This is a genomic window from Pseudomonas sp. sp1636 (assembly GCF_030376615.1).
In the GTDB taxonomy this organism is placed as follows: Bacteria; Pseudomonadota; Gammaproteobacteria; order Pseudomonadales; family Pseudomonadaceae; genus Aquipseudomonas.
This window is the reverse complement of record NZ_JARRAB010000021.1, coordinates 15,220-38,047: the sequence shown is the minus strand read 5'-3', so window position 1 is coordinate 38,047 and position 22,828 is coordinate 15,220. Positions and strand designations below refer to the sequence as shown.

Annotated in this window: 20 protein-coding genes; 11 read left to right on the top strand and 9 right to left on the bottom strand. The window is 66.4% G+C overall.

From position 1 onward, the window contains the following. Positions 1–43 precede the first annotated feature (43 nt). The 4 genes from P8H27_RS18125 to P8H27_RS18110 all read left to right on the top strand — a co-directional run bounded on the left by P8H27_RS18125 (position 44) and on the right by P8H27_RS18110 (position 4,453). A complete protein-coding gene (locus P8H27_RS18125; RefSeq protein WP_289639075.1) occupies positions 44–1,222 on the top strand; it encodes a hypothetical protein in 1,179 nt (392 codons plus the stop codon). Beyond that, positions 1,219–1,689 carry a hypothetical protein gene (locus tag P8H27_RS18120; protein ID WP_289639074.1) on the top strand — a complete coding sequence of 157 codons (471 nt, stop codon included), beginning with the start codon at positions 1,219–1,221 and terminating at the stop codon, positions 1,687–1,689. Before P8H27_RS18125 ends, P8H27_RS18120 begins: the two co-directional genes overlap by 4 nt. Before the next feature lie 128 nt (positions 1,690–1,817). Beyond that, positions 1,818–3,749, top strand: coding sequence for a putative nucleotidyltransferase substrate binding domain-containing protein (locus tag P8H27_RS18115; protein WP_289639073.1), 1,932 nt, complete (start codon positions 1,818–1,820; stop codon positions 3,747–3,749). Next, on the top strand, positions 3,746–4,453 hold the full coding sequence (locus P8H27_RS18110; RefSeq protein ID WP_289639072.1) for a PolC-type DNA polymerase III: 708 nt from the start codon (positions 3,746–3,748) through the stop codon (positions 4,451–4,453). The genes P8H27_RS18115 and P8H27_RS18110 overlap by 4 nt, the downstream gene beginning before the upstream one ends. 156 nt (positions 4,454–4,609) lie before the next feature. On the opposite strand, the gene yegQ is transcribed toward P8H27_RS18110, so the two are convergent. The 3 genes from yegQ to P8H27_RS18095 all read right to left on the bottom strand — a co-directional run bounded on the left by yegQ (position 4,610) and on the right by P8H27_RS18095 (position 8,487). Further along, positions 4,610–5,926, bottom strand: a complete 1,317-nt coding sequence (yegQ, locus tag P8H27_RS18105; protein ID WP_289639071.1) for a tRNA 5-hydroxyuridine modification protein YegQ — start codon at positions 5,924–5,926, stop codon at positions 4,610–4,612. A 517-nt stretch (positions 5,927–6,443) separates the two neighbouring features. After that, complete coding sequence (locus P8H27_RS18100) at positions 6,444–8,210, bottom strand: sodium:solute symporter family protein (protein ID WP_289639070.1); 1,767 nt, start codon at positions 8,208–8,210, stop codon at positions 6,444–6,446. Between the two features lie 10 nt (positions 8,211–8,220). Next, positions 8,221–8,487, bottom strand: coding sequence for a DUF4212 domain-containing protein (locus P8H27_RS18095; protein ID WP_289639069.1), 267 nt, complete (start codon positions 8,485–8,487; stop codon positions 8,221–8,223). Between the two features lie 345 nt (positions 8,488–8,832). Between P8H27_RS18095 and P8H27_RS18090 the strand changes: the two genes are divergently transcribed. Continuing rightward, positions 8,833–9,462 carry a glutathione S-transferase gene (locus P8H27_RS18090; protein ID WP_289639068.1) on the top strand — a complete coding sequence of 210 codons (630 nt, stop codon included), beginning with the start codon at positions 8,833–8,835 and terminating at the stop codon, positions 9,460–9,462. 129 nt (positions 9,463–9,591) lie between these two features. Here P8H27_RS18090 and P8H27_RS18085 read toward each other — a convergent pair whose 3' ends face one another. Then, positions 9,592–9,897 carry a hypothetical protein gene (locus P8H27_RS18085; protein WP_289639067.1) on the bottom strand — a complete coding sequence of 102 codons (306 nt, stop codon included), beginning with the start codon at positions 9,895–9,897 and terminating at the stop codon, positions 9,592–9,594. Between the two features lie 41 nt (positions 9,898–9,938). Continuing rightward, positions 9,939–11,297 (bottom strand): cell envelope integrity protein CreD, encoded by a 1,359-nt coding sequence (creD, locus tag P8H27_RS18080; protein WP_289639066.1) that lies wholly within the window; start codon positions 11,295–11,297, stop codon positions 9,939–9,941. A 184-nt stretch (positions 11,298–11,481) separates the two neighbouring features. Here creD and P8H27_RS18075 point away from each other — a divergent pair, with 184 nt between their 5' ends. Together P8H27_RS18075 and arsN2 are read left to right on the top strand one after the other, a co-directional pair. Beyond that, a complete protein-coding gene (locus P8H27_RS18075) occupies positions 11,482–11,835 on the top strand; it encodes a DUF2834 domain-containing protein (RefSeq protein ID WP_289639065.1) in 354 nt (117 codons plus the stop codon). 225 nt (positions 11,836–12,060) lie between these two features. Beyond that, positions 12,061–12,495: an arsenic resistance N-acetyltransferase ArsN2 gene (gene arsN2 / locus P8H27_RS18070; RefSeq protein ID WP_289639064.1), complete on the top strand. Its 435-nt coding sequence runs from the start codon at positions 12,061–12,063 to the stop codon at positions 12,493–12,495. A gap of 113 nt (positions 12,496–12,608) precedes the next feature. Here arsN2 and creC read toward each other — a convergent pair whose 3' ends face one another. The 4 genes from creC to P8H27_RS18050 all read right to left on the bottom strand — a co-directional run bounded on the left by creC (position 12,609) and on the right by P8H27_RS18050 (position 17,015). Continuing rightward, positions 12,609–14,033 (bottom strand): two-component system sensor histidine kinase CreC, encoded by a 1,425-nt coding sequence (creC, locus tag P8H27_RS18065; protein WP_289639063.1) that lies wholly within the window; start codon positions 14,031–14,033, stop codon positions 12,609–12,611. 1 nt (position 14,034) lies between these two features. Then, positions 14,035–14,724: a two-component system response regulator CreB gene (creB, locus tag P8H27_RS18060; protein ID WP_289639062.1), complete on the bottom strand. Its 690-nt coding sequence runs from the start codon at positions 14,722–14,724 to the stop codon at positions 14,035–14,037. An 81-nt stretch (positions 14,725–14,805) separates the two neighbouring features. Beyond that, positions 14,806–16,836, bottom strand: a complete 2,031-nt coding sequence (locus P8H27_RS18055; protein WP_289639061.1) for a methyl-accepting chemotaxis protein — start codon at positions 16,834–16,836, stop codon at positions 14,806–14,808. After that, positions 16,833–17,015, bottom strand: coding sequence for a hypothetical protein (locus P8H27_RS18050; RefSeq protein WP_289639060.1), 183 nt, complete (start codon positions 17,013–17,015; stop codon positions 16,833–16,835). Before P8H27_RS18050 ends, P8H27_RS18055 begins: the two co-directional genes overlap by 4 nt. A gap of 200 nt (positions 17,016–17,215) precedes the next feature. Here P8H27_RS18050 and dbpA point away from each other — a divergent pair, with 200 nt between their 5' ends. The 4 genes from dbpA to P8H27_RS18030 all read left to right on the top strand — a co-directional run bounded on the left by dbpA (position 17,216) and on the right by P8H27_RS18030 (position 22,748). Next, positions 17,216–18,595 (top strand): ATP-dependent RNA helicase DbpA, encoded by a 1,380-nt coding sequence (gene dbpA / locus P8H27_RS18045; protein ID WP_289639059.1) that lies wholly within the window; start codon positions 17,216–17,218, stop codon positions 18,593–18,595. Positions 18,596–18,642: 47 nt separating this feature from the next. Then, entirely contained in the window at positions 18,643–19,878 is a 1,236-nt protein-coding gene (locus P8H27_RS18040) for a diguanylate cyclase domain-containing protein (RefSeq protein ID WP_289639058.1), read from the top strand. A 102-nt stretch (positions 19,879–19,980) separates the two neighbouring features. Beyond that, on the top strand, positions 19,981–21,423 hold the full coding sequence (locus tag P8H27_RS18035; RefSeq protein WP_289639057.1) for a TldD/PmbA family protein: 1,443 nt from the start codon (positions 19,981–19,983) through the stop codon (positions 21,421–21,423). Next, the gene (locus P8H27_RS18030) at positions 21,423–22,748 is read left to right on the top strand and encodes a TldD/PmbA family protein (protein ID WP_289639056.1); all 1,326 of its coding nucleotides are present in this window, start codon (positions 21,423–21,425) and stop codon (positions 22,746–22,748) included. The genes P8H27_RS18035 and P8H27_RS18030 overlap by 1 nt, the downstream gene beginning before the upstream one ends. The last annotated feature ends 80 nt before the right edge of the window (positions 22,749–22,828 follow it).

The window sequence follows — 22,828 nt, the reverse complement described above, 5'->3', positions numbered from 1 at the left end:
CATCGACCGGGGGCGAACGCCCCCCCTCTACAGGAACCCTGCAATGAAACGACACCCCCTGCGCTGGCTGGCCATACTGCTGCTGAGCTGTTGCGCTCAGCCGATCCTGGCTGGCGGCGGCGACCATGACAAACATGGCGGCCAGCACGGCGAGCTGGCCATTGGCCTGGCCTCGGGCCCGGACGGCGCACTCTACGCCGCCCTGGTCAGACACGGTCGCATCCATATCCAACGCAGCCAGGACGACGGCAACAGCTGGCAGGCCCACGCCCAGGTCAACCGGGACGCCGAAGCCATTGCCGCCGATGGCGAAAACCATCCGCAGTTGGCCGTGGCCGCCGATGGCGCGCTCTATGTCAGCTGGGCGCGGCGTTTCGAGCAACGCTTTACCGGCGATGTGCGCTTCGCCCGCGCCGACAATGGCCGCGATTTCAGCGCCCCCGTCACCGTGCACCGGGATCGCAGCCTGACCGGACACAGCTTCCCGCGCATGCACCTGGGCGCGGACGGGCGCCTGCAATTGGTCTGGATCGACGGCCGCGAACAGTTGGCGGCCGAGCAGGCCGGCCGTGAGTACAGCGGTTCGACGCTCTATGCCACCCACTCGGATGACGGTGGGCGCAATTTTGCCGCCGAATACAAACTGGCCGACCATTCCTGCCAGTGCTGCCGCCTGGCCCTCACCGAGGATAACGACGGCAGTCTGCTGCTGATGTGGCGCCAGGTGTTCGCCAACAGCGAGCGCGACCATGCCCTGTTGCGCCTGCCCCGCCAAGGCGCGGCCGAGCCGCTGCAACGCGCCACCTTCGATGCCTGGCGCATAGATGCCTGCCCGCACCACGGCCCGGCGTTGGCGGTGGATGGCGCAGGCCAGCGCCACGCGGTCTGGTTCAGCCCCCATGGCGAGGACGGCCCGGTGTTCTACGGCCGGCTCGCCCCGCAGGGCGTACAAGGCCAGCGGGCCGTCGGCGGGCCGCGCGCCGCCCATGCCAGCGTCGCCAGCCTGGGCCCGCGGGTGGTGCTGCTGTGGAAGGAATTCGACGGCGAACAGACCCAATTGCTGGCGGAAATCTCCGACGACAACGGCCGCAGTTTTCGCCGCGTAACGCTGGCGCAGAGCAGCGGCGCCTCCGACCACCCCCGCCTGTTGCGCCACGGCCAGCGTCTGCTGGCGTTCTGGAACAGCGCACAATACGGCCTCCAAGGATACCCCCTGCCATGACCCGCTTCGTCTCCCGCTGCCTGTACAGCCTCTGCCTGCTCGCCGGCCTGGCCTGCGCCCAGCCGTCAATCGAACCGCTGAACAAAGAACAGGCGCGCCTGCTCGTCGACCCCGGCCAATACCGGCAGCCCACCCTGCTGGCGCTGTGGTCGCTGGAATGCGCCTACTGCAAGAAAAACCTCGCCCAGTTCGGCGAATTGCTGCGCCAGCACCCGGGCATCCAACTGATCACCCTGGCCAGCGAACCGGTCGCCAGCGGCCATGCCGAGCTGCTGGAAAAACTGGCCGTGCCCGGGCGGCATTTCGCCTACGGCAGCGAGGCGCCCGAAGCCCTGGCGTTCGCCATCGACCCGAGCTGGCGCGGCGAGTTGCCGCGCACCCTGCTGTTCGATGGCCAAGGCGGCCGCCACGCGCTGTCCGGGGTGATCGAGGCGCAACGCGCCTTGCAGCTGCTGGGCCTGGAGTAAGCCCAACAACACCCAGGCAACGCCGCCGAGCAGGCAAACGGTCAGGCCCGACTAGACTTACGTCCAATGGGCACCCTGGCCGTTGCGGCCGACCATAGCCACTCACCCTTGCTTCGAGGCCGCGCGGCATGAGCAAATCGGACGCTTACACCCAGGCGGGCAAGACAGCGGTGTTGCAGAACATTCACGGCACCGTGGAGTTCCTGCACAAATACCCCCCGTTCAACCAGATGGACATGGCCCACCTGGCCTACCTGGTGGAAAACTGCCAGCTGCGCTTCTACAGCGCCGGCGAGACCATCATCAAGCCCAGCGACGGGCCGGTCGAATACTTCTACATCGTCAAGCAGGGCCATGTGCATGGCGAGCGTCCGCACTCGGCCAAGCGCGGCAGCGAGACCACCTTCGAGATCGCCAGCGGCGAATGCTTCCCGCTGGCGGCGCTGATCGGCGAGCGCGCCACCCGCACCGAACACCTGGCCGCCGAAGACACCTTCTGTCTGCTGCTGAGCAAGCCGGCCTTCGTCAAGCTGTTCGCGCTGTCCAACCCGTTTCGCGACTTCGCCCTGCGCGGGGTCAGCAGCCTGCTCGATCAGGTCAACCAGCAGGTACAGATGCGCGCGGTGGAAAGCCTGGGCGCGCAGTATTCGCTGGACAGCCGCCTGGGTGAACTGGCCATGCGCCAGCCGATCAGCTGTCCGCCCGCCACGCCGCTGCGCACGGCCGTGCAACTGATGCACGAGCAGCACGTCGGCTGCATCGTCATCGTCGATGCGGCGCTCAAACCCCTGGGCATCTTCACCCTGCGCGACCTGCGCCGGGTGATCGCCGACGGCAGCTCGCTGGAGCAGCCGATCGCCAGCCTGATGACGCTCGAGCCCTTCTACCTGCCGCCCGACGCCAGCGCCTTCGAGGCGGCGATCGCCATGACCGAGCGGCATATCGCCCACATCTGCCTGGTCGAGCACGAGCGCCTGTGCGGCGTGGTCTCCGAGCGCGACCTGTTCAGCCTGCAGCGGGTCGACCTGGTGCATCTGGCGCGCACCATCCGCCATGCCGGCTCGGTCGAGACCCTGGCCGCGCTGCGCAGCGACATCCAGCAACTGGTTGAGCGCATGCTCGCCCACGGCGCCAGCTCGACCCAGATCACCCACATCATCACCCTGTTCAACGACCACACCGTGTGCCGGGTGATCGAACTGACCCTGGAAGACCTCGGCAACCCCGGGGTGCCCTTCACCTGGCTGTGCTTCGGCAGCGAGGGCCGCCGCGAACAGACCCTGCACACCGACCAGGACAACGGCATCCTGTTCGAGGCCAGCGACGCGGCGAGCGCCGCCGACATGCGCCGCCGCCTGCTGCCGCTGGCCGTCGAGATCAACCAGCGCCTGGCCCAGTGCGGTTTCACCCTGTGCAAGGGCAATATCATGGCCGGCAACCCGGAGCTGTGCCTGTCGCGCCACGAGTGGACGCGACGCTTCACCAGCTTTATCGATGAAGCGACCCCGGAGAACCTGCTCAAATCGAGCATCTACTTCGACCTGCGGGTGGTCTGGGGCGATCCCTACGGCTGTGACCTGCTGCGCCAGAACCTGCTCAAACAGGTCGCCGGCAACAGCCTGTTCCAACGCATGATGGCCGAAAATGCCCTGCGCCAGCGCCCGCCGGTGGGGCGTTTTCGCGACTTCGTGGTGGCCCGCAAGGGCGCCGAAAAAGACACCCTCGACCTCAAGGTGCAGGGTCTGACCCCCTTTGTCGATGGCGCCCGCCTGCTCGCCCTGGCCCACGACATCGAAGCCTGCAACACCCTGGAACGATTGCGCGAGCTGATCGCCAAGGGCGTGATCGAGCCGCTCGACGGCGCGGCCTATGAAGAGGCCTACCACTTCATCCAGCAGACGCGCATGCAGCAACATCAACTGCAAGCCCAGCAGGATCGGCCCTACTCCAACCGCATCGATCCCGACCGCCTCAACCAGCTGGATCGGCGCATCCTGCGCGAAGCCTTCCGTCAGGCCCAGCGCCTGCAAAGCAGCCTGGCCCTGAGGTACCAGCTATGAGTCAATTCACCTGGTTCACTGGCCGCGGCCCCGCCCTGCTCGAGTCGCAACTGGATCGACGCATTCGCCTGGCCGGGCCTGCCGCCCTCGACAGCACCCCGCTGGGCGAACAGCGCCTGGTGGTGCTCGATCTGGAAACCAGCGGCTTCGACATGAAACGCGATCAATTGCTGTCGATTGGCGCGGTGGTGATCGAACAGGGCGCCATCGACCTTGGCCAGCAGTTCGAATGCACCTTGCAACGCCTCGACCACAAGGTCAGCGCCAGCGTGCTGATCCATGGCATCGCACCCAGCGAGATCGCCAACGGCGTGGAGCCGGCCGAAGCGCTGCTGGACTTTATGGAATTCCTCGGCGACAGCCCGCTACTGGCCTTCCATGCCGGCTTCGACCAGCGCATGCTCGGCCGCGCCCTCAAGCAGAGCCTGGGCCATCACCTGCGCCACCGCTTCTTCGATGTCGCCGAACTGGCGCCGCTGCTCTGTCCGCAGGCGAAAATCCCGCGCGGCGGCCTGGACGACTGGATCCGCTATTTCGGCCTGCAGGTGCAGCAACGCCATCATGCCAGCGCCGACGCCCTGGCCACCGCCGAGCTGGCCCTGATCCTGTTCAGCAAGGCGCGCCAGCAACAGCTCGACAGCCTGCCGGCGCTGGATCAGCGCCTGGCCAGCTGGCGCCGACGCCAGCGCGCGCATTCGCTGTAAGGCCTGGCCGGCGCACAGTTATTGGGGCGCATGGCGCACCGCGACACGACAACAGCCCCGTAGCCCGGATAAGCCGCGAAACGCGGCGCAATCCGGGCCACGGCTTGATCGTCTGGGTGGATGACGCCCATTTCATCCACCATGGACGCATCCAGCCTACAGATCGCGCATCAACAGTCCGTATTCCAGCGACACCCCGGCCGGCACCGGCAGGTAGACCACATGGCCATCGCCCGGGGCGACGCTGATCGCCTGCCCCTGGCGATTCTCCAGGCTATCGAGATTGAAGCGCAGGTTGCCCTGGGGCGTCATCAGTTCCAGGCCATCGGCCAGGGCGAAGCGGTTCTTCACCCGCACCTCGGCCAGCTCGCCACGCCGCTCGCCGGTCAACTCGCCGACGAACTGCTGCTGCTCGGAGACCGAGCTGCCGCGTTGGTAGTTCTGGTATTCGTCGTGCACATGGCGCCGCAGAAAGCCCTCGGTGTAGCCGCGATGGGCCAGGGACTCCAGGGTGCCGAGCAACGACTGGTCGAACGGCCGACCGGCCAGCGCATCGTCGATGGCCTTGCGGTACACCTGGGCGGTGCGCGCCACGTAGTAATGGGATTTGGTCCGGCCCTCGATCTTCAGCGAGTGCACGCCCATCTGCACCAGACGCTCGACGTGCTGCACCGCGCGCAGATCCTTGGAATTCATGATGTAGGTGCCGTGCTCGTCCTCGTAGGCGGCCATCTGCTCGCCGGGACGGCTGCCGTCCTCCAGCAGGAACACCTGCTCGGTCGGCGCGCCGGCGCCCAGGGTCGGCTCGACGATACGCACGATATCGCCCAGTTCGTTCTCCTGCGCCGGCTCGGCCTTGTACTGCCAGCGGCAGGCATTGGTGCAACTGCCCTGATTGGGGTCGCGCTTGTTGATATAGCCGGACAGCAGGCAGCGCCCGGAATAGGCCATGCACAGCGCGCCGTGGACGAACACCTCCAGCTCCATGCCCGGCACCTCGGCGTGGATCTCGGCGATCTCTTCCAGCGACAACTCGCGCGACAGGATCACCCGGCTCAAGCCCTGCCGTTGCCAGAACTTGACGCTGGCCCAGTTCACCGCGTTGGCCTGCACCGACAGGTGAATCGACATCTGTGGGTAATGCTCGCGCACCAGCATGATCAGGCCGGGGTCGGACATGATCAGCGCATCCGGGCCCATCGACACCACCGGCAGCAGATCCCGGAGAAAGGTCTTCAGCTTGGCGTTGTGCGGCGCGATGTTGACCACCACGTAGAATTGCTTGCCCTGGGCATGGGCCTCGGCAATGCCGAGCGCCAGGTTGGCGTGATCGAACTCGTTGTTGCGCACCCGCAGGCTATAACGCGGTTGCCCGGCATACACCGCATCGGCCCCGTAGGCGAAGGCATAGCGCATGTTCTTCAGGGTACCGGCCGGAGACAGCAGTTCGGTATGACGGGGTGCAGAAGGCATATGCCGCAGGCTCGAAAATCCAGGAGGGGGCGCGATTCTAAGCACGCCGCCGGCGGCCGGCCTTGATCTGCATCTATAAAAAGGCTATGTCCCAATTATGTGTTGCATGCGCGATCTCTTGTCGGAGGGCCGCGCCTGTTCCTGACAGGCTAGCGGCATTTCCCACATCCATGTGGGTCACGCGCCCCGCGGCGAATGCAGCCCGCAGGGCTGCCTGCCCATCGTTTCGCGGTATAGCCAAAGCTCGCCCCGAGGTCGGGCCTCCTACGGATCGCAGGCAGTTCGCGCCTGGTGATACAACACCTAACGGGTACAGAGCCTATAAAAAGGCCAAGTCCCGCTTACGGCTTGCATGAACGGTAGTGCTTTGGCAGGCGCGGATTTACCCGCGAATGCCGCGGCTGCAGCCGCTTACGGCTAGCCCCTCACGCCCGGGCCCATCGCCGATAAAAAAGCCGGAATCCTGCACACAGCAAAACGCCCCGTTACCGGGGCGTTTTGTTTAGCGCTTTAGCACTCAGTGATCGATCGCGGCACCTGCACCCCGTGGGATGCGGATGTCTTCGATGATGTGCTGGATATGCTCCGGCGGTGCAGCGGTGACCGTGGACACTGCGATGGCAGCGATGAAGTTGAAGATCATGCCCAGGGTACCGATGCCTTCGGGCGAGATACCGAACCACCAGTCAGCCGGCCCGGCAGTCGGGAAGATGAACTTGTAGTAGACGATATAGCTGAAGGTGAAGGCCAAACCGACCACCATGCCGGCAATCGCGCCTTCCTTGTTCATCTTCTTGGAGAAAATCCCCATGACGATGGCCGGGAAGAACGAGGCCGCCGCCAGACCGAAGGCGAACGCCACCACCTGGGCCACGAAGGCCGGCGGGTAGATACCGAACAGGCCCGCCACCACTACCGCCACACCGGCGGCAACCCGCGCGGCGAGCAGCTCCTTCTTCTCGCTGATGTTGGGCATCAGGTTGCTCTTGAGCAGGTCATGCGAGATCGAGGTGGAGATTACCAACAGCAAACCCGCGGCAGTCGACAGTGCCGCCGCCAGACCACCGGCGGCGATCAGGGCGATCACCCAGCCCGGCAGGTTGGCGATTTCCGGGTTGGCCAACACCATGATGTCGCGATCCACGTACAGCTCGGTAGCCGCTTCGCTCGGCGCATTGGTCACCATGCGCTCACCATTGACGCCACGCTCGGGGCCGAAGGTCGGCGCACCGGCGAACGGAGCACCCGGGCCATACTGGATCTTGCCGTCGCCGTTCTTATCCAGCCAGGCGATCAGACCGGATTTCTCCCAGTTGGTCACCCATTGCGGCGCTTCGCTGTAGCTGGTTTCCGGAATGCTGCTGAGCAGGTTGATCCGGGCAAAAGCGGCGATAGCCGGCGCGGTGGTGTAGAGGATGGCGATGAACAGCAGGGCATAACCGGCGGACAGACGCGCCGCACGCACGGTCGGGGTGGTGAAGAAGCGGACGATCACGTGCGGCAGACCGGCAGTACCGACCATCAGCGCCATGGTGATGAAGAACACGTCGATGGTCGATTTGCTGCCGTCGGTGTAGGTGGCGAAGCCCAGCTCAGTGCTCAAGCCGTTCAGGCGTTCGAGTACCGACTGGCCGGTGCCGACCACTTCGCTGCCGAAGCCCAACTGCGGGATCGGATTGCCGGTGATCAGCATCGAGATGTAAATCGCCGGCACCATGTAGGCGAAGATCATCACGCAGTACTGCGCCACCTGGGTGTAGGTGATGCCCTTCATGCCGCCCAGCACCGAGTAGAAGAACACGATGCACATGCCGATCACTACGCCAGTGTTGATGTCCACTTCCAGGTAGCGGGAGAAGACGATACCGACGCCGCGCATCTGCCCGGCCACGTAGGTGAAGGAGATGAAGATCACGCACACCACCGCGACCAGACGCGCGGTCTGCGAGTAGTAACGCTCGCCGATGAAATCCGGCACGGTGAACTTGCCGAACTTGCGCAGGTAGGGCGCCAGGCACATGGCCAGGAGCACGTAACCGCCGGTCCAGCCCATCAGGTAGACGCTACCGTCGAGGCCGATAAAGGAGATGATCCCCGCCATGGAGATGAACGACGCCGCCGACATCCAGTCGGCGCCAGTGGCCATGCCGTTGAGGATCGGGTGCACGCCCTTGCTGGCGACGTAGTATTCGCTGGTGGAGCCCGCACGGGTCCACAGGGCGATGCCGATATACAGCGCGAAAGTCGCGCCGACGAACAGGTAGATCAGGGTTTGGGTATCCATGCTCGGCGCCTTATTCTTCGTGGACGTCGTGTTTGCGGTCGTACTGATTCATCTTCCAGACGTAGAAGAAGATCATTAGGACAAACACATAGATTGACCCCTGCTGGGCAAACCAGAAGCCCAGAGGGAAGCCGAAGAACTGAATATGGTTGAGCTGTTCGACAAACAGAATCCCTGCGCCGAATGACACTGTGAACCAGATGGCCAACAGCATTAACATCAGCCGCAGGTTATCTTTCCAGTAGGCCTTGGCGGCCTCTTGCTTGGATACGGACATATGAGGGACTCCTCGGTTTTTGTTGTTTTGACCGTTTCAACATAGCAGTCCCAGTGGCGACCGCTAGCGCGACTTTGGTCGAGTGCCCGCGCCCGACGGCGGGCTGCAAGCCGCATAGCGCCCATTTGCGCGACGTTCGGCCACCCAACCCGGGCCGCCGGGAACCGCCGCCCCTACCAAGGTCGAATGAACATGCACCGGATACAACGCGGGATCTGCGCCAATTCAACCGAACCGCAGGTTGCCGATAAGGAACGCCGCCCAACACATCAGCAGGCCGGATCAGGCGGGATGCCCGCGCGCAGCGAACGCACTGCTCTTGCAACCGCCTGTTAAGGAGACCCTATGTCCAGCCCCGGCATGACCCTGTTCTACTCACCCAGCTCGCCCTTCGTGCGCAAGGTCATGGTGCTGCTGCACGAGACCGGCCAGCTCGACCGCGTGGCCCTGCAACCGGTTCAGGCCACCCCGACCACGGCCGACGCCGAACTCAATCGGCACAACCCGGCGGGCAAGATTCCCGCATTGCGCCTGGCCGACGGCAACGTGCTGCACGACAGCCGGGTGATCCTCGACTACCTCGACCAGCAACATGTCGGCGAGCCGCTGATCCCGCTGCAGGGCTCGTCGCGCTGGCGGCGCCTGACCCTGGCCGCCCTGGCCGACGCGATTCTCGACGCCGCCGTGCTGGTTCGCTACGAAACCTTTCTGCGCCCGCCGGAAAAGCGCTGGGAACAGTGGCAGCAAGGGCAGCAGGCGAAGATCGAGCGCGCCCTGCAGCAGTTCGAGAACGAGGCCATTGCCGAGCTGGCCTGCCACTTCGATATCGCCGCGATCGGCGTCGCCTGCGCCCTCGGCTACCTGGACTTACGCCAGCCGCAACTGGGCTGGCGCGAACGCTTCCCGCAACTGGCCGACTGGTATGCAGACGTCAGCCAGCGACCGTCGATGCAGGCCACAGTGCCGCTGGCCTGAGGGCAGCCGGCGGCGCCTCAAGCTTATTCCCAGGCACCGGGTGACGGCCCGGACAAGCAAACAACAGTCGAATGCGCGCGGCCAAACGCGCGCCCGCGAGCGCGTCCTCGCGCAGGCCGACATGCCCGCTCATCGCCAGTACCACAGGCGCAAGAACCCCAGCGCCAGCAACCCGGCGCCTTGCCCCAACGCGACGCAGAGCTGTAGGAACGACTGCACCGAGCTGCTGTGGCGGGCATCCGCCACGCCGGTCAGGGCGACCCAGAAGGGCTCGGGCAACAGCGCCAGGCCCAGTTGTGCCAAGGGCTTGCCGGTACACAGCAGGCCGCCGATCAGCCCGAACTGGCCACTGAAGATCAGCCCGACCAGGATCAGCACGACCACGACCAGCCCCAGGGCCAGGCAGGCAGAAAAACGCAGCAGTACACGCATCATCACTTGCTCCCGGGGCGCAGCCAAGGCCGCGCCCGCTTCAGTCAAAGGGCGGCGGCCGGGCTATTGCCGGTGTTTTTGCCGACGCCGTACCAGTCGAGTTTGCGGGTCAGCACCATCACGCAAGCCAGCACCCCGAAGACCAGCAGCGAGCCCATCAGCAAGGCATAGTCCTCGGCGCTCAGCAGGGCGAACAGCAGGCCATAGAGCGCCGCCAGCAACACCCCGAAGAGCCCGCCGCGCAGCCAGCTGTGCAGCACATGGCTGATGTAGAAGCCGATCAAGGACACACAGGCCAGCGCCGAGAGGGCATAGGCCCGGACGAAGCTCAGGTGCTCGGACAAGGACAGCAACAGCAGATAGAACAAGGCCAGCGACATCCCCACCAGGGCGTACTGCAGCGGATGCACCGGCATGCGCTTGAGCACTTCGAACAGAAAGAACACGGCGAAGGTCAGGCCGATAAACAGCAGGGCATACTTGATCGCCCGCTCGGTCTTCAGGTATTGATCCACCGGGTCGACAAAGCTCACCCCGAAGTGGCGCGCCGCCAGCCCCTGGCAGCTGTCCTTGCGCACACAATCGTGCAGCGCCTCTTCCAGATTGGTGGCGAAGAAGCTGGTCTGCCAATGCGCCTTGAAGCCCGCCGCACTCACCTCACGACTACTCGGCAGGTATTCGCCGACGAAGCTCGGATGCGCCCAGGCGGAACTCAACTCGACCCGGCTGTCGCGGCCCACCGGGGTGATGCTCAGTTGTTCGGTGCCCTGCAGCTTGAGGTCGAAGGCGAACTCCAGCAGTTGTCCGCCCTGGCTATCCAGCGCCGGCAAGGGCGCATGCACCCCGGCGCCGAAACGCTGGTCGCCGCTGCCCGGGGCAAAGCCCAGAGTCATGCCGTTGAGGCGCAGTTGCAGGTCATTGCCGATGCCGCGGATATCGCTGATGCCCACCGCCAGGAACGGCGTATCGAAACGGTACCGCCCCAGCTCATCGCCCAGGCCCAAACGCGCCGGCAGCTTGAAGGCGCCGCTGACCCGATTATCGCTGCGGTACAACAAGGCCTTGTAGATGCCCCGCGTCCGCTCCTCGGTGGCGACCGTGCCGTTGAGCACGAAACGCTCGGGCAGAAAGTACAGCCGCCCGCGGGACTGCTGCTCCTGCAGATAACGCTCGCCGGTCTTGGCCAGGGTTTTCCACTCCTGCCAGACCTTGGTGTAGGGCAGCACCAGAATCGGCCCGGTGATCTGCTGGCGATAGCTGGAACTGCGGGCGATGTCCTGCAGCACCGCCTCGCGCTGAGACTGCCGCTCACTGACCAGCCCGCCGATCATCGACAGCGGTATCAGCAACAGCAGGATCAACAAGGCGATGGCGCCCAACTTGAAACCCAGGATACGGCTCATGGTGCAACTCTCCGCGGCAATTAAGGTAGGCAGAGTCTGGGCGGGGCGAATGGAGGGTTTATGCAGGCGGGATGGAGTTTTTGTGGAGAAATGCTGCGGCCAGAGGACATGGACAGCCCGCAGGAAACTGGGTAGCGTCGATCATCCCGCATGGTCGCACGGCTACCCAACCCAGGACGGTCTTATGAAAAAACTCGCACTGCCCCTGCTCACCCTGCTGGCGTTTGGCGCCTACACCCTTTACGTGATGCTGCAGGCCGAGCAATCGCTGCTGCAGTTCGGTCTGCAACTGATGTCCAGCGCCGACACCGCCCAGGTGGTGATCGACCTGTATATCCTCGCCGCCCTGGCCTGCCTCTGGATGTACCGCGATGGCCGTGCACGTGGCAAGCCACTGGTCTACCTGCTGCCGTTCTTTGTCCTGACTGCGCTGTTCGTCTCGATAGGCCCGCTGCTCTATCTGGTGTTAAGAACCTGGCAAGCAGACACACCGCCGGCACCGCTGTCAGGCAAGACCTCAGCGGGAAAGCCCGTATGAGCTCCGGCCACCTGCTCACTTCGCTGTTGCGCTACAAGGCCTGGGCCAACCAGGAAACAGCCTCAATGCTAAAACCCGCGCCTGCTGCGGCGAGCGCGAAGGCGGCCTGACCCAGCCCCCGCGGGTAAATCGGGGGCCTCTGCTATTGCGCGGGCGGCCAGGCCCTTGCCCGCTACTGGCCCCACGCGGGGCGCGATACGTCCACTCTGACAGGCAGCCACTCCTATGCAAGCCACGATTCAAGCCATCGCAATCGACGGACAGGCGCAGCAGTTGCTCGCCGCCTGCCACCTGCCCACCGATGATTTGCAGGACGTCGCGAACGATCTGCGTCTGTTTGGCTGCCAGGCCGGCGGCCGTCTCATGGGCCTGGTAGGCCTGCAGATCCACGGCACGGATGCGCTGCTGCGCTCCCTCGCCGTGGCCGACGCCGCGCGCGGCCAGGGCCTCGGCGCCGAGTTGCTGGCCCATGCCGAACGGCAGGCGGCGGCCCATGGCGTGCACGCCATCTACCTGCTCACCACTACGGCCGAGGCCTTCTTTGCCCGGCGCGGCTACTGCCTGAGCGAACGCGCAACGGCACCCTTGGCGATTGCCGCGAGCCGGCAGTTCTGCGGGCTTTGCCCGGCGACCGCGGCTTTTATGCGCAAACGCCTGTAGTGTTGGCGCAGGCCCCGCCAGCCCCCATGGCCCAATGAAGTCCGCGACCGCCGGCGTTGCCCCGGATTGCGCCAAGGCCTATCCGGGCGACCGAAACCGGGCTCCACGGTCTGCTACGCGCGACTAACGACCAGGCGCACCAGTACTCCGCCCTCGACATTGCTCACCTGCAGTTCGCCGCCGTGCAGCTGCATCACCTCCTGGACGAAATTCAGGCCTAGCCCGGTGCTCTTGCGCCCGCTGCCGGGGCGCGCCAGGGAGTAGAAGCGCTCGCACAGGCGCGCCAGGGCGTAGTCGGGAATCGGCGCGGCCTGGTTGAACAGCGCCAGTTCGATCTGGCTGCCCGTGGCCTTGGCGCTGAAGCGGATCGAGCCGCCCGGCGGGGTGAAGTCGAGGGCGTTGTCGAGCAGGTTGGCCACGGCCTGACGCAGCAGGAAGGCCTCGCCGCGGGCGCCCAACCCGGCATCAATCAGGTTGTCGACCCGCAACCCCGCCGCCTCGATACGCGCCATCTGCGCCTGCAACAGGGCTTCGACCAGCGCATGCAGCGGCACCGCCACCTGCTCTTCCAGGCCCTGGCGCTGCTCCACCTGGGCCAGGCGCAGCAGGCGCTCGATCAGTTGCTGGATGCGCGCACTTTCCTGCTCGATATTGGCCACGAAGCGCTGGCGCTGCTCGCCCGGCATCTCGCCGTCGAGCAGCTCGGCGGCGCCGCGGATGGCCGCCAGCGGGCTTTTCAGTTCGTGGGTCAGGGTGTGCACATAGCGCTCGACGTAGGCCTTGCCTTCCAGCTCGGTGCGCATGCGCTCGATGGCCTGGGCCAGTTGCGCCAGCTCGCCGCCGTGCACGCTGGGCAGCTCGGCCCGCTCGCCGGCGCTGACCGCCTGGGCATAGCGGGTGAGCTTGCGCAGCGCGGCGCTGAGCCACCAGGACAGCAGCGCGCCGATCACCAGACCGAGCACGATCAGGCCGCCGCCCAGCCCGGCCAGGCGCTGCTCCGAGCGCGCGATATAGGGCTGCAGGCTGCGGTTGGGCTTGGCCACCGAGACCACGCCGATGATCCGCTCGCCATCCCGGATCGGCGCGGCCACGTACATCACCGAGGAGTCGGGGTCGTTCGGCTCTTCCTTGGTCGAGCGCGCGCCGTATTCGCCACGCAGGGTCAGCAGCACATCGTTCCAGCGCGAATAGTCCTGGCCCACCGCCTGCCCCGTGGAGTCGAGCAGAACCACGCCCTGGGCGTCGGTGACGTAGATGCGGTGGTTGACCTGAGTCTTCGCCACCCCCCAGATGCTCGCCCGGGGCTGGCGCTGGCCGTAGGCCTGGAGCATGGCGGGCAGGCGGCTCTGCTGCAGGCTACCGGCCTTGACCTCGTCGCGGAGGATTTCCGCCAGCAGGTTGGCGGTGTCGACCAGGGTTTCCTCGGTGGACTGGCGCACCCCGGGGCGGATCTCGTCCATCACCGTGCTCAGCACGAACCAGCCGGCCAGGCCGACGAACAGGAAGTAGACCAGGAAGATGCGCACGCCGAGCGGCATCTCAGCGCTCCGGGTTGTAGCTGTAACCCAGGCCGCGGTGGGTCTGGATCGGTTCGGCCGATGCCGCCACCTGGCGCAATTTGGCGCGCAGGCTCTTGATATGGCTGTCGATGCTGCGCTCGTATCCGGCAGCGGCCGCCACGCCGAGGGCATCGAGCAGTTGCTCGCGACTGAACACCCGTTCGGGCTGGCCGTGCAGGGTCTGCAGCAGGCGGAATTCGTGGCGGGTCAGGTTGAGCAACTGGTCGTGGTAGTGGGCCTGATAGCGTTGCCCGTCGATGCGCAGCGTCGCCGCGGCGGGCGGCCGTCCCTCGCCAGCGAGCGGGCGCGGCGCCGTGCGCTTGAGAATGGCCTTGACCCGCGCCGCCACCTCGCGCGGGCTGAAGGGTTTGACCACATAGTCGTCGGCGCCGATCTCCAGGCCGACCACCCGGTCGACTTCCTCGCTGCGCGCGGTGAGGAAGATCAGCGGCACCTCGGAAAACCGCCGCAGGCGCTTGCAAACCTCGAACCCGCCGATATCCGGCAGGCCGACATCGAGAATCACCAGGTCGAACGGCTCGCCCGCCAACCGCTCCAACGCCGCGCCGCCAAGGCTCAACCAGCAGGTGGCGAAACCCTCGGCCTGCAGGGCGTAGACCAGGGTGTCGGCAATCGCGGCTTCGTCTTCGACAATCAGAATGTGCGGCATCGGGCGTCCTGCTCGCTGGCGGCCAGGGCCGGCAGACTGCGCCAGCAGCACCCCAAGCGTCAAGCCGGGACGCCCCGTGCATCAATCCAGCTGGAAGCGCCCGGTGTTCTGCGCCAGCACCCGGCTGCCGTTGTCCAGTTGTGCGGCCGCCTCGCTCACCGCCTGGGCGCCGTCGAGCAGGGCGCTGGCGCCCTGATCGACCCGCTGGATATTGCCGCTGACCTCGTCCGCGGTGGCGGCCTGCTGCTCGGCGGCGGTGGCGATCTGCGCCAGGCGGTCGCTGACCCGCTGCACCGACGCGACGATCCCGGCCAGATCCTCGCCCATGGCCAACACACTGCCGACATCGCCCTCGGCCTGCTGCACAGCCTCTTCCATCAAACTGACGGACTGGCCGACCACCCTATGCAGGTCGGCCACGGTCTGGGCGATTTCCGCGGTGGAGTTCTGCGTGCGCTGGGACAAACTGCGCACCTCGTCGGCGACCACGGCGAAGCCGCGGCCTTGCTCGCCGGCGCGTGCGGCCTCGATGGCGGCGTTGAGCGCCAGCAGGTTGGTCTGCTCGGCAATGCCCTTGATCACGTCGACCACCCGGGTGATCTGCTCGGTCTGCTCGCGCAACTGCTGCAGGGTCGCGGCGCTGTCGCCCAGGCGGCTGCTGAGCTGGTGCATGCTGGCGCTGGTGCGCACGCTGCGCTGGTTGCTCAGATTGGCGATTTCACGGGTTTGCCCGGCTTCCACCGCAGCCTCCTCGCAGCTTTGCGCCACGCTTTGCGCGGTGGCCGCCATCTGGGTGGCGGCGGTGGCGATCTGGCTCATCTGCCCTTGCTGCTGCTCCACTGCCGCCAGCGCGTTCTGCGCCTGGCTGCTGAGCAACCGCACGGTGCCGCCGAGGTTCTGACTTTCCTGGTCGACGCCTTGCAACGAACCACGCAACTGGGCGACCGCCGCGTTCAGCGCGGTGGCGATGCGCGCCAGCTCGTCCTCGCCATGCACCTGCATGTGCACGCGCAAATCGCCGTCACGCAGGCCCTGCGCGGCCTCGATGATGCCGGCGGTGCTGCGCCGAATCGAGGCATTCAGGCACAGCAGCACGTAGAGCGCCAGCAGGGTCAGCACGCCGAATACCGCGATCACCTGCAGCATTTCGCCCTGCATTTGCTGGCGGTAGCCACCCAGGTTCAGGGCGAACTGTTGGTACAACGCCTGCTGCAGCCCCGTCAGCCGGGTCTGCAACGCATCGACCCGTTCAATGAACTGCTGCGGACTCAAGGCCATGGGGCTGGCCTCGAACATATCGCGATCGATCTCGGCGAGAAACTTGTCGAAGCCTTGCTCGGCCTCGGCGAACGCCCCTTGCAGCTCGCCCAGCGACGGCGCCCCCTGCTGGCCGAGGGTGACACGCGCCTTGAGCAACTGGCCGCGCGACTCGTCCAGGGCGCGGCGCAAATCGCGGATCAGCACCCGGCTTTGCAGGGTGAAGTGCTGCGATAACACCGCGCCATAGCCCTGGCTGGCGAAGTTGCCGAGGTGTTCCTGCAGGCGCGGCAGGGTGAAGGTCAGCTGTTCCATCATCAGATAGGTATCGAGGTTCGGATCGAGGATCAAACCGCTGTCGGTGGCCACCTGTTCGCGCAGGGCCATCAGTTGCAACAGGGTCTTTTGGTAACGCTCCAGGGCATCGGGTAGCGCCATCTTGCCCAGCGACGCCACACTCAGCTCGGCGCGCAGCCCTTGCAGCGCAGCCAATTGCTCGCGGGCCTGGGCGCTCGAAGGGCCACTGGCCAGCTGCGTGGCGGCCTGCGCCAGCGCTTGATCGAGACCGTTCGCGCGCTGCTGCAACAGCGCTTCGGCCGGTTTGTCGGTGCCCTTCCAGCGCGCCAGCAGGGTGCGCTGCGCGAGCACCTCACGCTGCACCGCCCCCAGCACCGCGACCCCGTGCATGCCTTCCAGCTCATGGTCGATCAGTTCCAGGCGCGCCACCTGATCGCTAGCGATCACCCACAACGCATAGCCCAACGGCAGGACGAACAAGACAAACAACAGCTGAAATTTACGTGCGAAGCTGAAACGCTCCAGTACGCGAACTCCCGGCTTGAGTACTCCAGTCATAACGACACCTCAACGAGTTCCGTGCATCCCGACAGCGGATGCGGCAAGGACGACAGGCAATATTTACGCCAGGCAAGCGTCACGCCGTGTCGCGCGGCCCGGCCATTGCTTGCGCCGTAGCCCAAGGGGCCGGCGGCATCCGGGCCGTCAGCTAGGGCCTGATCGATTAATCGGTTCATCCATGGACTCAAGCCTGCCCGCAACCTTGTAGGAGGCGCGCCCCGCGGCGAATGCAGCCCGCCGGGCTGCCACGTTGCGGGGTCGCGGTGCAGAGCGATCCCGCCGCCTGGTGAACCGCCACACCCCCGGTCGTACTAGCAGCAACGCCCTGCCCGCCGCCTGCTACACTGCGCGCCATTTCGATCTGCAGGCCTGAACCGTGACCCACACCGCTTTCTCCTCACTGCCACTGTCCGCCGCCATGCTGGCGAACATCGAGTCGCTCGGCTACACGGCGATGACGCCAATCCAGGCGCAGAGTCTGCCGGTGATGCTCAAGGGCATGGATCTGATCGCCCAGGCCAAGACCGGCAGCGGCAAGACCGCGGCCTTCGGCATCGGCCTGCTCAACCCGCTGAATCCGCGTTACTTCGGCTGCCAGGCGCTGGTGCTGTGCCCAACCCGCGAACTGGCCGACCAGGTGGCCAAGGAAATCCGCCGCCTGGCCCGCGCCGGCGACAACATCAAGGTGCTGACCCTGTGCGGCGGCGTGCCCTTCGGCCCGCAGATCGGTTCGCTGGAACACGGCGCGCAGATCATCGTCGGCACCCCGGGGCGGATTCAGCAACACCTGAGCAAGGGCACGCTGAAGCTCGACGGCCTCAACACCCTGGTGCTCGACGAAGCCGACCGCATGCTCGACATGGGCTTCTACGACAGCATCGCCGAGATCATCGGCCAGACCCCGAGCAAGCGGCAGACCCTGCTGTTCTCCGCCACCTACCCGGCGGGCATCAAGCAACTCAGTGCGGCCTTTATGCGCAACCCGCAGCAGGTCAAGGCCGAGGCCCTGCACGACGACGCGCAGATCGAGCAGCGCTTCTACGAGATCGACCCGGAGCAGCGCCTGGACGCGGTGGTCAAGCTGCTCGCCAGCTTCCGCCCCGAATCCTGCGTGGCCTTCTGCTTCACCAAACAGCAGTGCCAGGAAGTGGTCGACCACCTCACCGCCAACGGCATTTCCGCGGCCGCGCTGAATGGCGACCTGGAACAGCGCGACCGCGACCAGGTGCTGGCGATGTTCGCCAACCGCAGCCTGTCGGTGCTGGTGGCCACCGACGTCGCCGCCCGCGGCCTGGACATCGACGCCCTGGACATGGTGATCAACGTCGAGCTGGCGCGCGACTCGGAAATCCACATCCATCGGGTCGGCCGCACCGGCCGCGCCGGCGAGAAAGGCCTGGCCGTGAGTCTGGTCGCGCCCGCCGAAGGCCATCGCGCCCAGGCCATCGAGACCCTGCAGAAAAGCCCGCTCAACTGGCACCCGCTGAACAGCCTCAAGGCGCAAGCCGGCGAACCCCTGCAACCGCCGATGATCACCCTGTGCATCGGCGCCGGACGCAAGGACAAACTGCGCCCCGGCGACATTCTCGGCGCCCTCACCGGCGAGGCCGGCATCCCCGGCAGCCAGGTCGGCAAGATCGCCATCTTCGACTTCCAGGCCTATGTCGCGGTCGAGCGTGGCAGCGCCAGGCAGGCGCTCAAACGCCTCGGCGAAGGCAAGATCAAAGGCCGTTCGCTGCGCGTGCGCACGCTGTAATCCAACCGCAGCGCCACAGCGCGCGGCCACAGCTACTGGAGATTCCTGTGCGTAATATCCTGGTCATCGAAGACAGCCCCATGGTGCTGAAAATCCTCGACCACCTGTTCCGCCAGGAGAGCGGTCTGCAGCCGGTGTTCTGCGCCTCGCTGGGCGAGGCGCAGATCATGCTGGAAAGCGCCGCCAGCCTGTTCTTCGCCGCCATCGTCGACCTGCATCTGCCGGATGCGCCCAACGGCGAAAGCGTCGATCTGGTGATGCAGTACCAGCTGCCGTGCATCGTCCTCAGCGGCTCCTACAACGAGCAGCGACGCGACGAATTGCTGCTCAAGGGCGTGGTCGACTACGTGCTCAAGGAAAGTCAGCATTCCTACGAGTACGCCTTCCGCCTGCTGCACCGCCTGGAAAGCAATAGCCTGGTGAAGATCCTGGTCGCCGAAGACTCGCTAGCCGCCCGCCAGTACATCCGCCATATCCTGACCCCGCACCGCTATCAGATCATCGAAGCCTGCGATGGCGACGAGGCCCTGCGCACCCTGCAGGCGCAGCCCGATATCGACCTGCTGGTGGTGGATCACCGCATGCCGGGCATCAGCGGCTTCGACCTGGTCAAACTGCTGCGGCAGAAGATGAAGCGCAACGACTTGATCATCATCGGCCTGTCCGCCGATGCCAAAGGCTCGCTCAGCGCCAAGTTCATCAAGCATGGCGCCGACGACTTCCTGCGCAAACCCTTCTGCCCGGAAGAGCTGAACTGTCGGGTGATGTCGACCCTGGAACGCCGCGACCTGATGCGCGCCCTGAAGCAGGCGGCGCAGTTCGATGCCTTGACCGGCCTGAACAACCGGCGGGCCTTCTACGAACAGGGCCTGCAGCAGCTGAAACACGCGCAACGCGCCGGCCAGCAGCTCAGCGTGGCCATGCTCGACCTGGATTTCTTCAAGCGGATCAATGACCAGCACGGCCACGCCAGCGGCGACAGCGCCCTGGTCGTCTTCGCCCGCGCCTTCGCCGCGGCCGTCCCCGATGCCCTGCTCGGCCGTCTCGGCGGCGAAGAGTTCGCCCTGCTCAGCCAGCAGACCGCCGACGAGCTGGCCCAGACCCTCGACCGCCTGCGCCAACATTGCGCCAGCCTGCACTACGCCGCCGGCGCGCCGCCGCTGTCGTTCAGTGCCGGCGTCTACCAGGGCGCCCCGGACGACCTGGAAAGCCTGCTGCACCAGGCCGACCTGCGCCTTTACCAGGCCAAGCACCAGGGCCGCGGCCTGACCGTCTGGCAATAGCGGCCCGCCTGCCCAGCAGGCGAAGCCGTGGTGCTTGTCGCAGGCCGATGCTTCGGCAATCATCCCGTATGCAGCCAGCCGTCTACGCAAAGGAGCCGCCGTATGTTCGAGGCCTGCGCCACCCTCAAGCGCCACTTCGCCGCCCTGCGCTGTGACGCCGAATGCTGGTCGTTGCGCTATGTGCGCGAGGATCACCAACAGTTGGCGATGCGCAAGCAGGTGGCCGAGCCGCCGCGCTTCAGCCGCGATCAGGGCGCGATGCTCAGCGTGCGGCTGGCCGGGGTCGAGGCCTACGCGGCGACCAGCGACCTGTCGCGCCAGGGCCTGCAGGCCGCGCTGCAGCGGGCCACGGCGCTGGCCCGGCAGATCGCCCCACAGACCTTGCTCGAGCTGCATACACTGGCGCCCTCCCGCGAACGCGGCGAGTACCGCTCGCCCGGCCTGGAGCAGGCATTCCCCTCGCTCGCCGCCTGCTACCAACTGCTCGCCGCCGAATCCGCCGCCGTGCCCAGCGACCCGCGCCTGGTCAATTGGCGGGTCGGCCTCGACCTGACCCAGGTCGAACAGCTCTACCTCAACAACAGCGGCGCCGAACTGCGCCAGGCCCAGCGCTTCGTCTACCCGCACCTCAGCGTCACCGCCTACGACGGCCAGGACAGCCAGACCCGCCACCTCGGCGGCGCCCACCTCGGCCAGCAGGGCGGCGCCGAGGTGATCGAGCGCCTGGGCCTGCTCGGCGCCGCGCCGCAGGTCGCCGAGCAGGCCCTGCAACTGCTGCTGGCGCCCAACGCGCCGAGCGGCCGACGCGACCTGCTGCTGATGCCCGACCAGATGATCCTGCAACTGCACGAATCCATCGGCCACCCGCTGGAGCTGGATCGCATCCTCGGCGACGAGCGCAACTTCGCCGGCACCAGCTTCGTCAAGGCCAGCGACTTCGGCCAGCTGCAATACGGCTCCAGCCTGCTCAACGTGACCTTCGATCCGGGCATCCCCGAGGAGCTGGCCAGCTACGCCCATGACGACGACGGCAGCCCGGCCAGCAAGGAATATCTGATCCGCGACGGCCTGCTCCTGCGCCCCCTCGGCGGCGCCCTGTCGCAGTGGCGCAGCGGCCTGGCGGGGGTGGCCAACAGCCGCGCGTGCAACTGGAACCGGCCGCCGATCGACCGCATGGCCAACCTCAATATCGAGCCGGGCAGCCACAGCCTGGCGCAACTGATCGGCGCCATCGAGTACGGCATCCTGATGGCCAGCAACCGCTCCTGGTCGATCGACGAGGCGCGCAACAAGTTCCAGTTCGGCTGCGAATGGGGCCAACTGATCGAGCACGGCCAACTCCGCGACGTGGTCAAGAACCCCAACTACCGCGGCACCTCCAGCCAGTTCTGGCGCTCGCTCGCGGCCGTCGGCGACGCCAGCACCCGTGCGGTGCTCGGCACCCCGCACTGCGGCAAGGGCGAACCCAACCAGGTGGTGCGCGTCGGCCACGCCACCCCGGCCTGCGTCTTCCGCCAGGTCGACGTATTCGGCGGAGCCGCCTGATGAGCAACCTGAACCAATTTAAAGCGCTGAGCGAATGGCTGCGTGGCGCGCTAAACCCAGGCGAAGACTTCAGCCTCGGCTACAGCGCCGAATCCTCCACATTCATCCGCTTCAACCAGGCCAAGGTGCGCCAAGCCGGCGAGGTGCAGCAGGCCAGCCTGTGCCTGCAACTGATCCACGCCGGCCGCCATGCCGAGCTGCAGCTCAGCCTCAGCGGCACGCCGAAAGTCGACCGCCAGCGCCTGGCCGACGCCCTCCAGCAACTGCGCCAGACCCTGCCGCTGCTGCCGCCCGACCCTTACCTGCAGCTCAATCGCGAGGCCTGGCACAGCCATGTCGTGCAACTCCAACCGCTGCCGGACAGCGCCGCGGTGCTCGAGCAGATCGGCCAGGCCGCGCAGGGTCTGGATCTGGTCGGCTTCTATGCCGCCGGCCCGCTCAGCCGCGGCTTCGCCAGCTCCGGCGGCGCCTTCGGCTGGCACCAGGCGAGCAGCTTCAACTTCGACTGGAGCCTGTTCCACGCCAACGGCCAGGCGCTCAAGGCGCAATACGCCGGCCAGACCTGGCAGGCCGACGCCTTCGCCCGGCGCCTGCAGCAGGCGCGCGAGCAACTGAGCTGCCTGGGCCAGCCCGCGCGCAGCCTGGCGCCCGGCAGCTACCGCGCCTACCTGGCGCCCGCCGCCCTGCAGGAAATTCTCGAACTGATGAGCTGGGGCGGCTTCTCCGCCCGGGCCCTGGCCGACAAGGACAGTCCGCTGCAACGCCTGCATGCCGGCGCGGCCCGCCTCAGCCCGCTGCTAACCCTGCACGAGCAGGTCGCAGACTCGCTGACTCCGGCGTTTTCCAGCGAAGGCTACCCGCGCCGCGACCTCAGCCTGATCCAGGCCGGCCAGCCCGGCGCGCAACTGGTCAGCGCCCGCAGCGCCGCCGAATACGGCCTGCCGGCCAACGGCGCCAGCCCCTGGGAAAGCCCGCAAGCGCTGGCCATGGCCGCCGGCAGCCTGGAGCAGGACGAGATCCTCGCCCGCCTCGGCACAGGCCTGTATATCGGCAACCTCTGGTACCTCAACTACTCCGACCGTCCGGCCGGACGCCTGACCGGCATGACCCGCTTCGCCAGCTTCTGGGTCGAGGACGGCAAGCTGCAGGCGCCGCTCGCCAGCATGCGTTTCGACGACAGCCTCTACGAACTGCTCGGCAGTCAACTCGAAGCGCTGACCCGCGAGCGCGAACTGAGCCTGTCCACCCGCACCTATTACCAGCGCCACAACGGCTCGACCCTGCTCCCCGGCGCCCTGCTCCGGCGCCTGACACTGACGCTCTAGCTCGCCAAGACCTGTCGCCCGATCCATGCGGACATGTAGGGCAGGTGCAACCCGCCAGCCTCGGCCTGGAGGGAGGAAGA

What these genes read in the sequence shown, in the direction of transcription:
- P8H27_RS18125 (WP_289639075.1), top strand. Translation starts at nt 44, where the DNA reads ATGAAACGACACCCCCTGCGCTGGCTGGCCATACTGCTGCTGAGCTGT.
- P8H27_RS18120 (WP_289639074.1), top strand. Translation starts at nt 1,219, where the DNA reads ATGACCCGCTTCGTCTCCCGCTGCCTGTACAGCCTCTGCCTGCTCGCC.
- P8H27_RS18115 (WP_289639073.1), top strand. Translation starts at nt 1,818, where the DNA reads ATGAGCAAATCGGACGCTTACACCCAGGCGGGCAAGACAGCGGTGTTG.
- P8H27_RS18110 (WP_289639072.1), top strand. Translation starts at nt 3,746, where the DNA reads ATGAGTCAATTCACCTGGTTCACTGGCCGCGGCCCCGCCCTGCTCGAG.
- yegQ (WP_289639071.1), bottom strand. Translation starts at nt 5,926, where the DNA reads ATGCCTTCTGCACCCCGTCATACCGAACTGCTGTCTCCGGCCGGTACC.
- P8H27_RS18100 (WP_289639070.1), bottom strand. Translation starts at nt 8,210, where the DNA reads ATGGATACCCAAACCCTGATCTACCTGTTCGTCGGCGCGACTTTCGCG.
- P8H27_RS18095 (WP_289639069.1), bottom strand. Translation starts at nt 8,487, where the DNA reads ATGTCCGTATCCAAGCAAGAGGCCGCCAAGGCCTACTGGAAAGATAAC.
- P8H27_RS18090 (WP_289639068.1), top strand. Translation starts at nt 8,833, where the DNA reads ATGTCCAGCCCCGGCATGACCCTGTTCTACTCACCCAGCTCGCCCTTC.
- P8H27_RS18085 (WP_289639067.1), bottom strand. Translation starts at nt 9,897, where the DNA reads ATGATGCGTGTACTGCTGCGTTTTTCTGCCTGCCTGGCCCTGGGGCTG.
- creD (WP_289639066.1), bottom strand. Translation starts at nt 11,297, where the DNA reads ATGAGCCGTATCCTGGGTTTCAAGTTGGGCGCCATCGCCTTGTTGATC.
- P8H27_RS18075 (WP_289639065.1), top strand. Translation starts at nt 11,482, where the DNA reads ATGAAAAAACTCGCACTGCCCCTGCTCACCCTGCTGGCGTTTGGCGCC.
- arsN2 (WP_289639064.1), top strand. Translation starts at nt 12,061, where the DNA reads ATGCAAGCCACGATTCAAGCCATCGCAATCGACGGACAGGCGCAGCAG.
- creC (WP_289639063.1), bottom strand. Translation starts at nt 14,033, where the DNA reads ATGCCGCTCGGCGTGCGCATCTTCCTGGTCTACTTCCTGTTCGTCGGC.
- creB (WP_289639062.1), bottom strand. Translation starts at nt 14,724, where the DNA reads ATGCCGCACATTCTGATTGTCGAAGACGAAGCCGCGATTGCCGACACC.
- P8H27_RS18055 (WP_289639061.1), bottom strand. Translation starts at nt 16,836, where the DNA reads ATGACTGGAGTACTCAAGCCGGGAGTTCGCGTACTGGAGCGTTTCAGC.
- P8H27_RS18050 (WP_289639060.1), bottom strand. Translation starts at nt 17,015, where the DNA reads ATGAACCGATTAATCGATCAGGCCCTAGCTGACGGCCCGGATGCCGCC.
- P8H27_RS18035 (WP_289639057.1), top strand. Translation starts at nt 19,981, where the DNA reads ATGTTCGAGGCCTGCGCCACCCTCAAGCGCCACTTCGCCGCCCTGCGC.
- P8H27_RS18030 (WP_289639056.1), top strand. Translation starts at nt 21,423, where the DNA reads ATGAGCAACCTGAACCAATTTAAAGCGCTGAGCGAATGGCTGCGTGGC.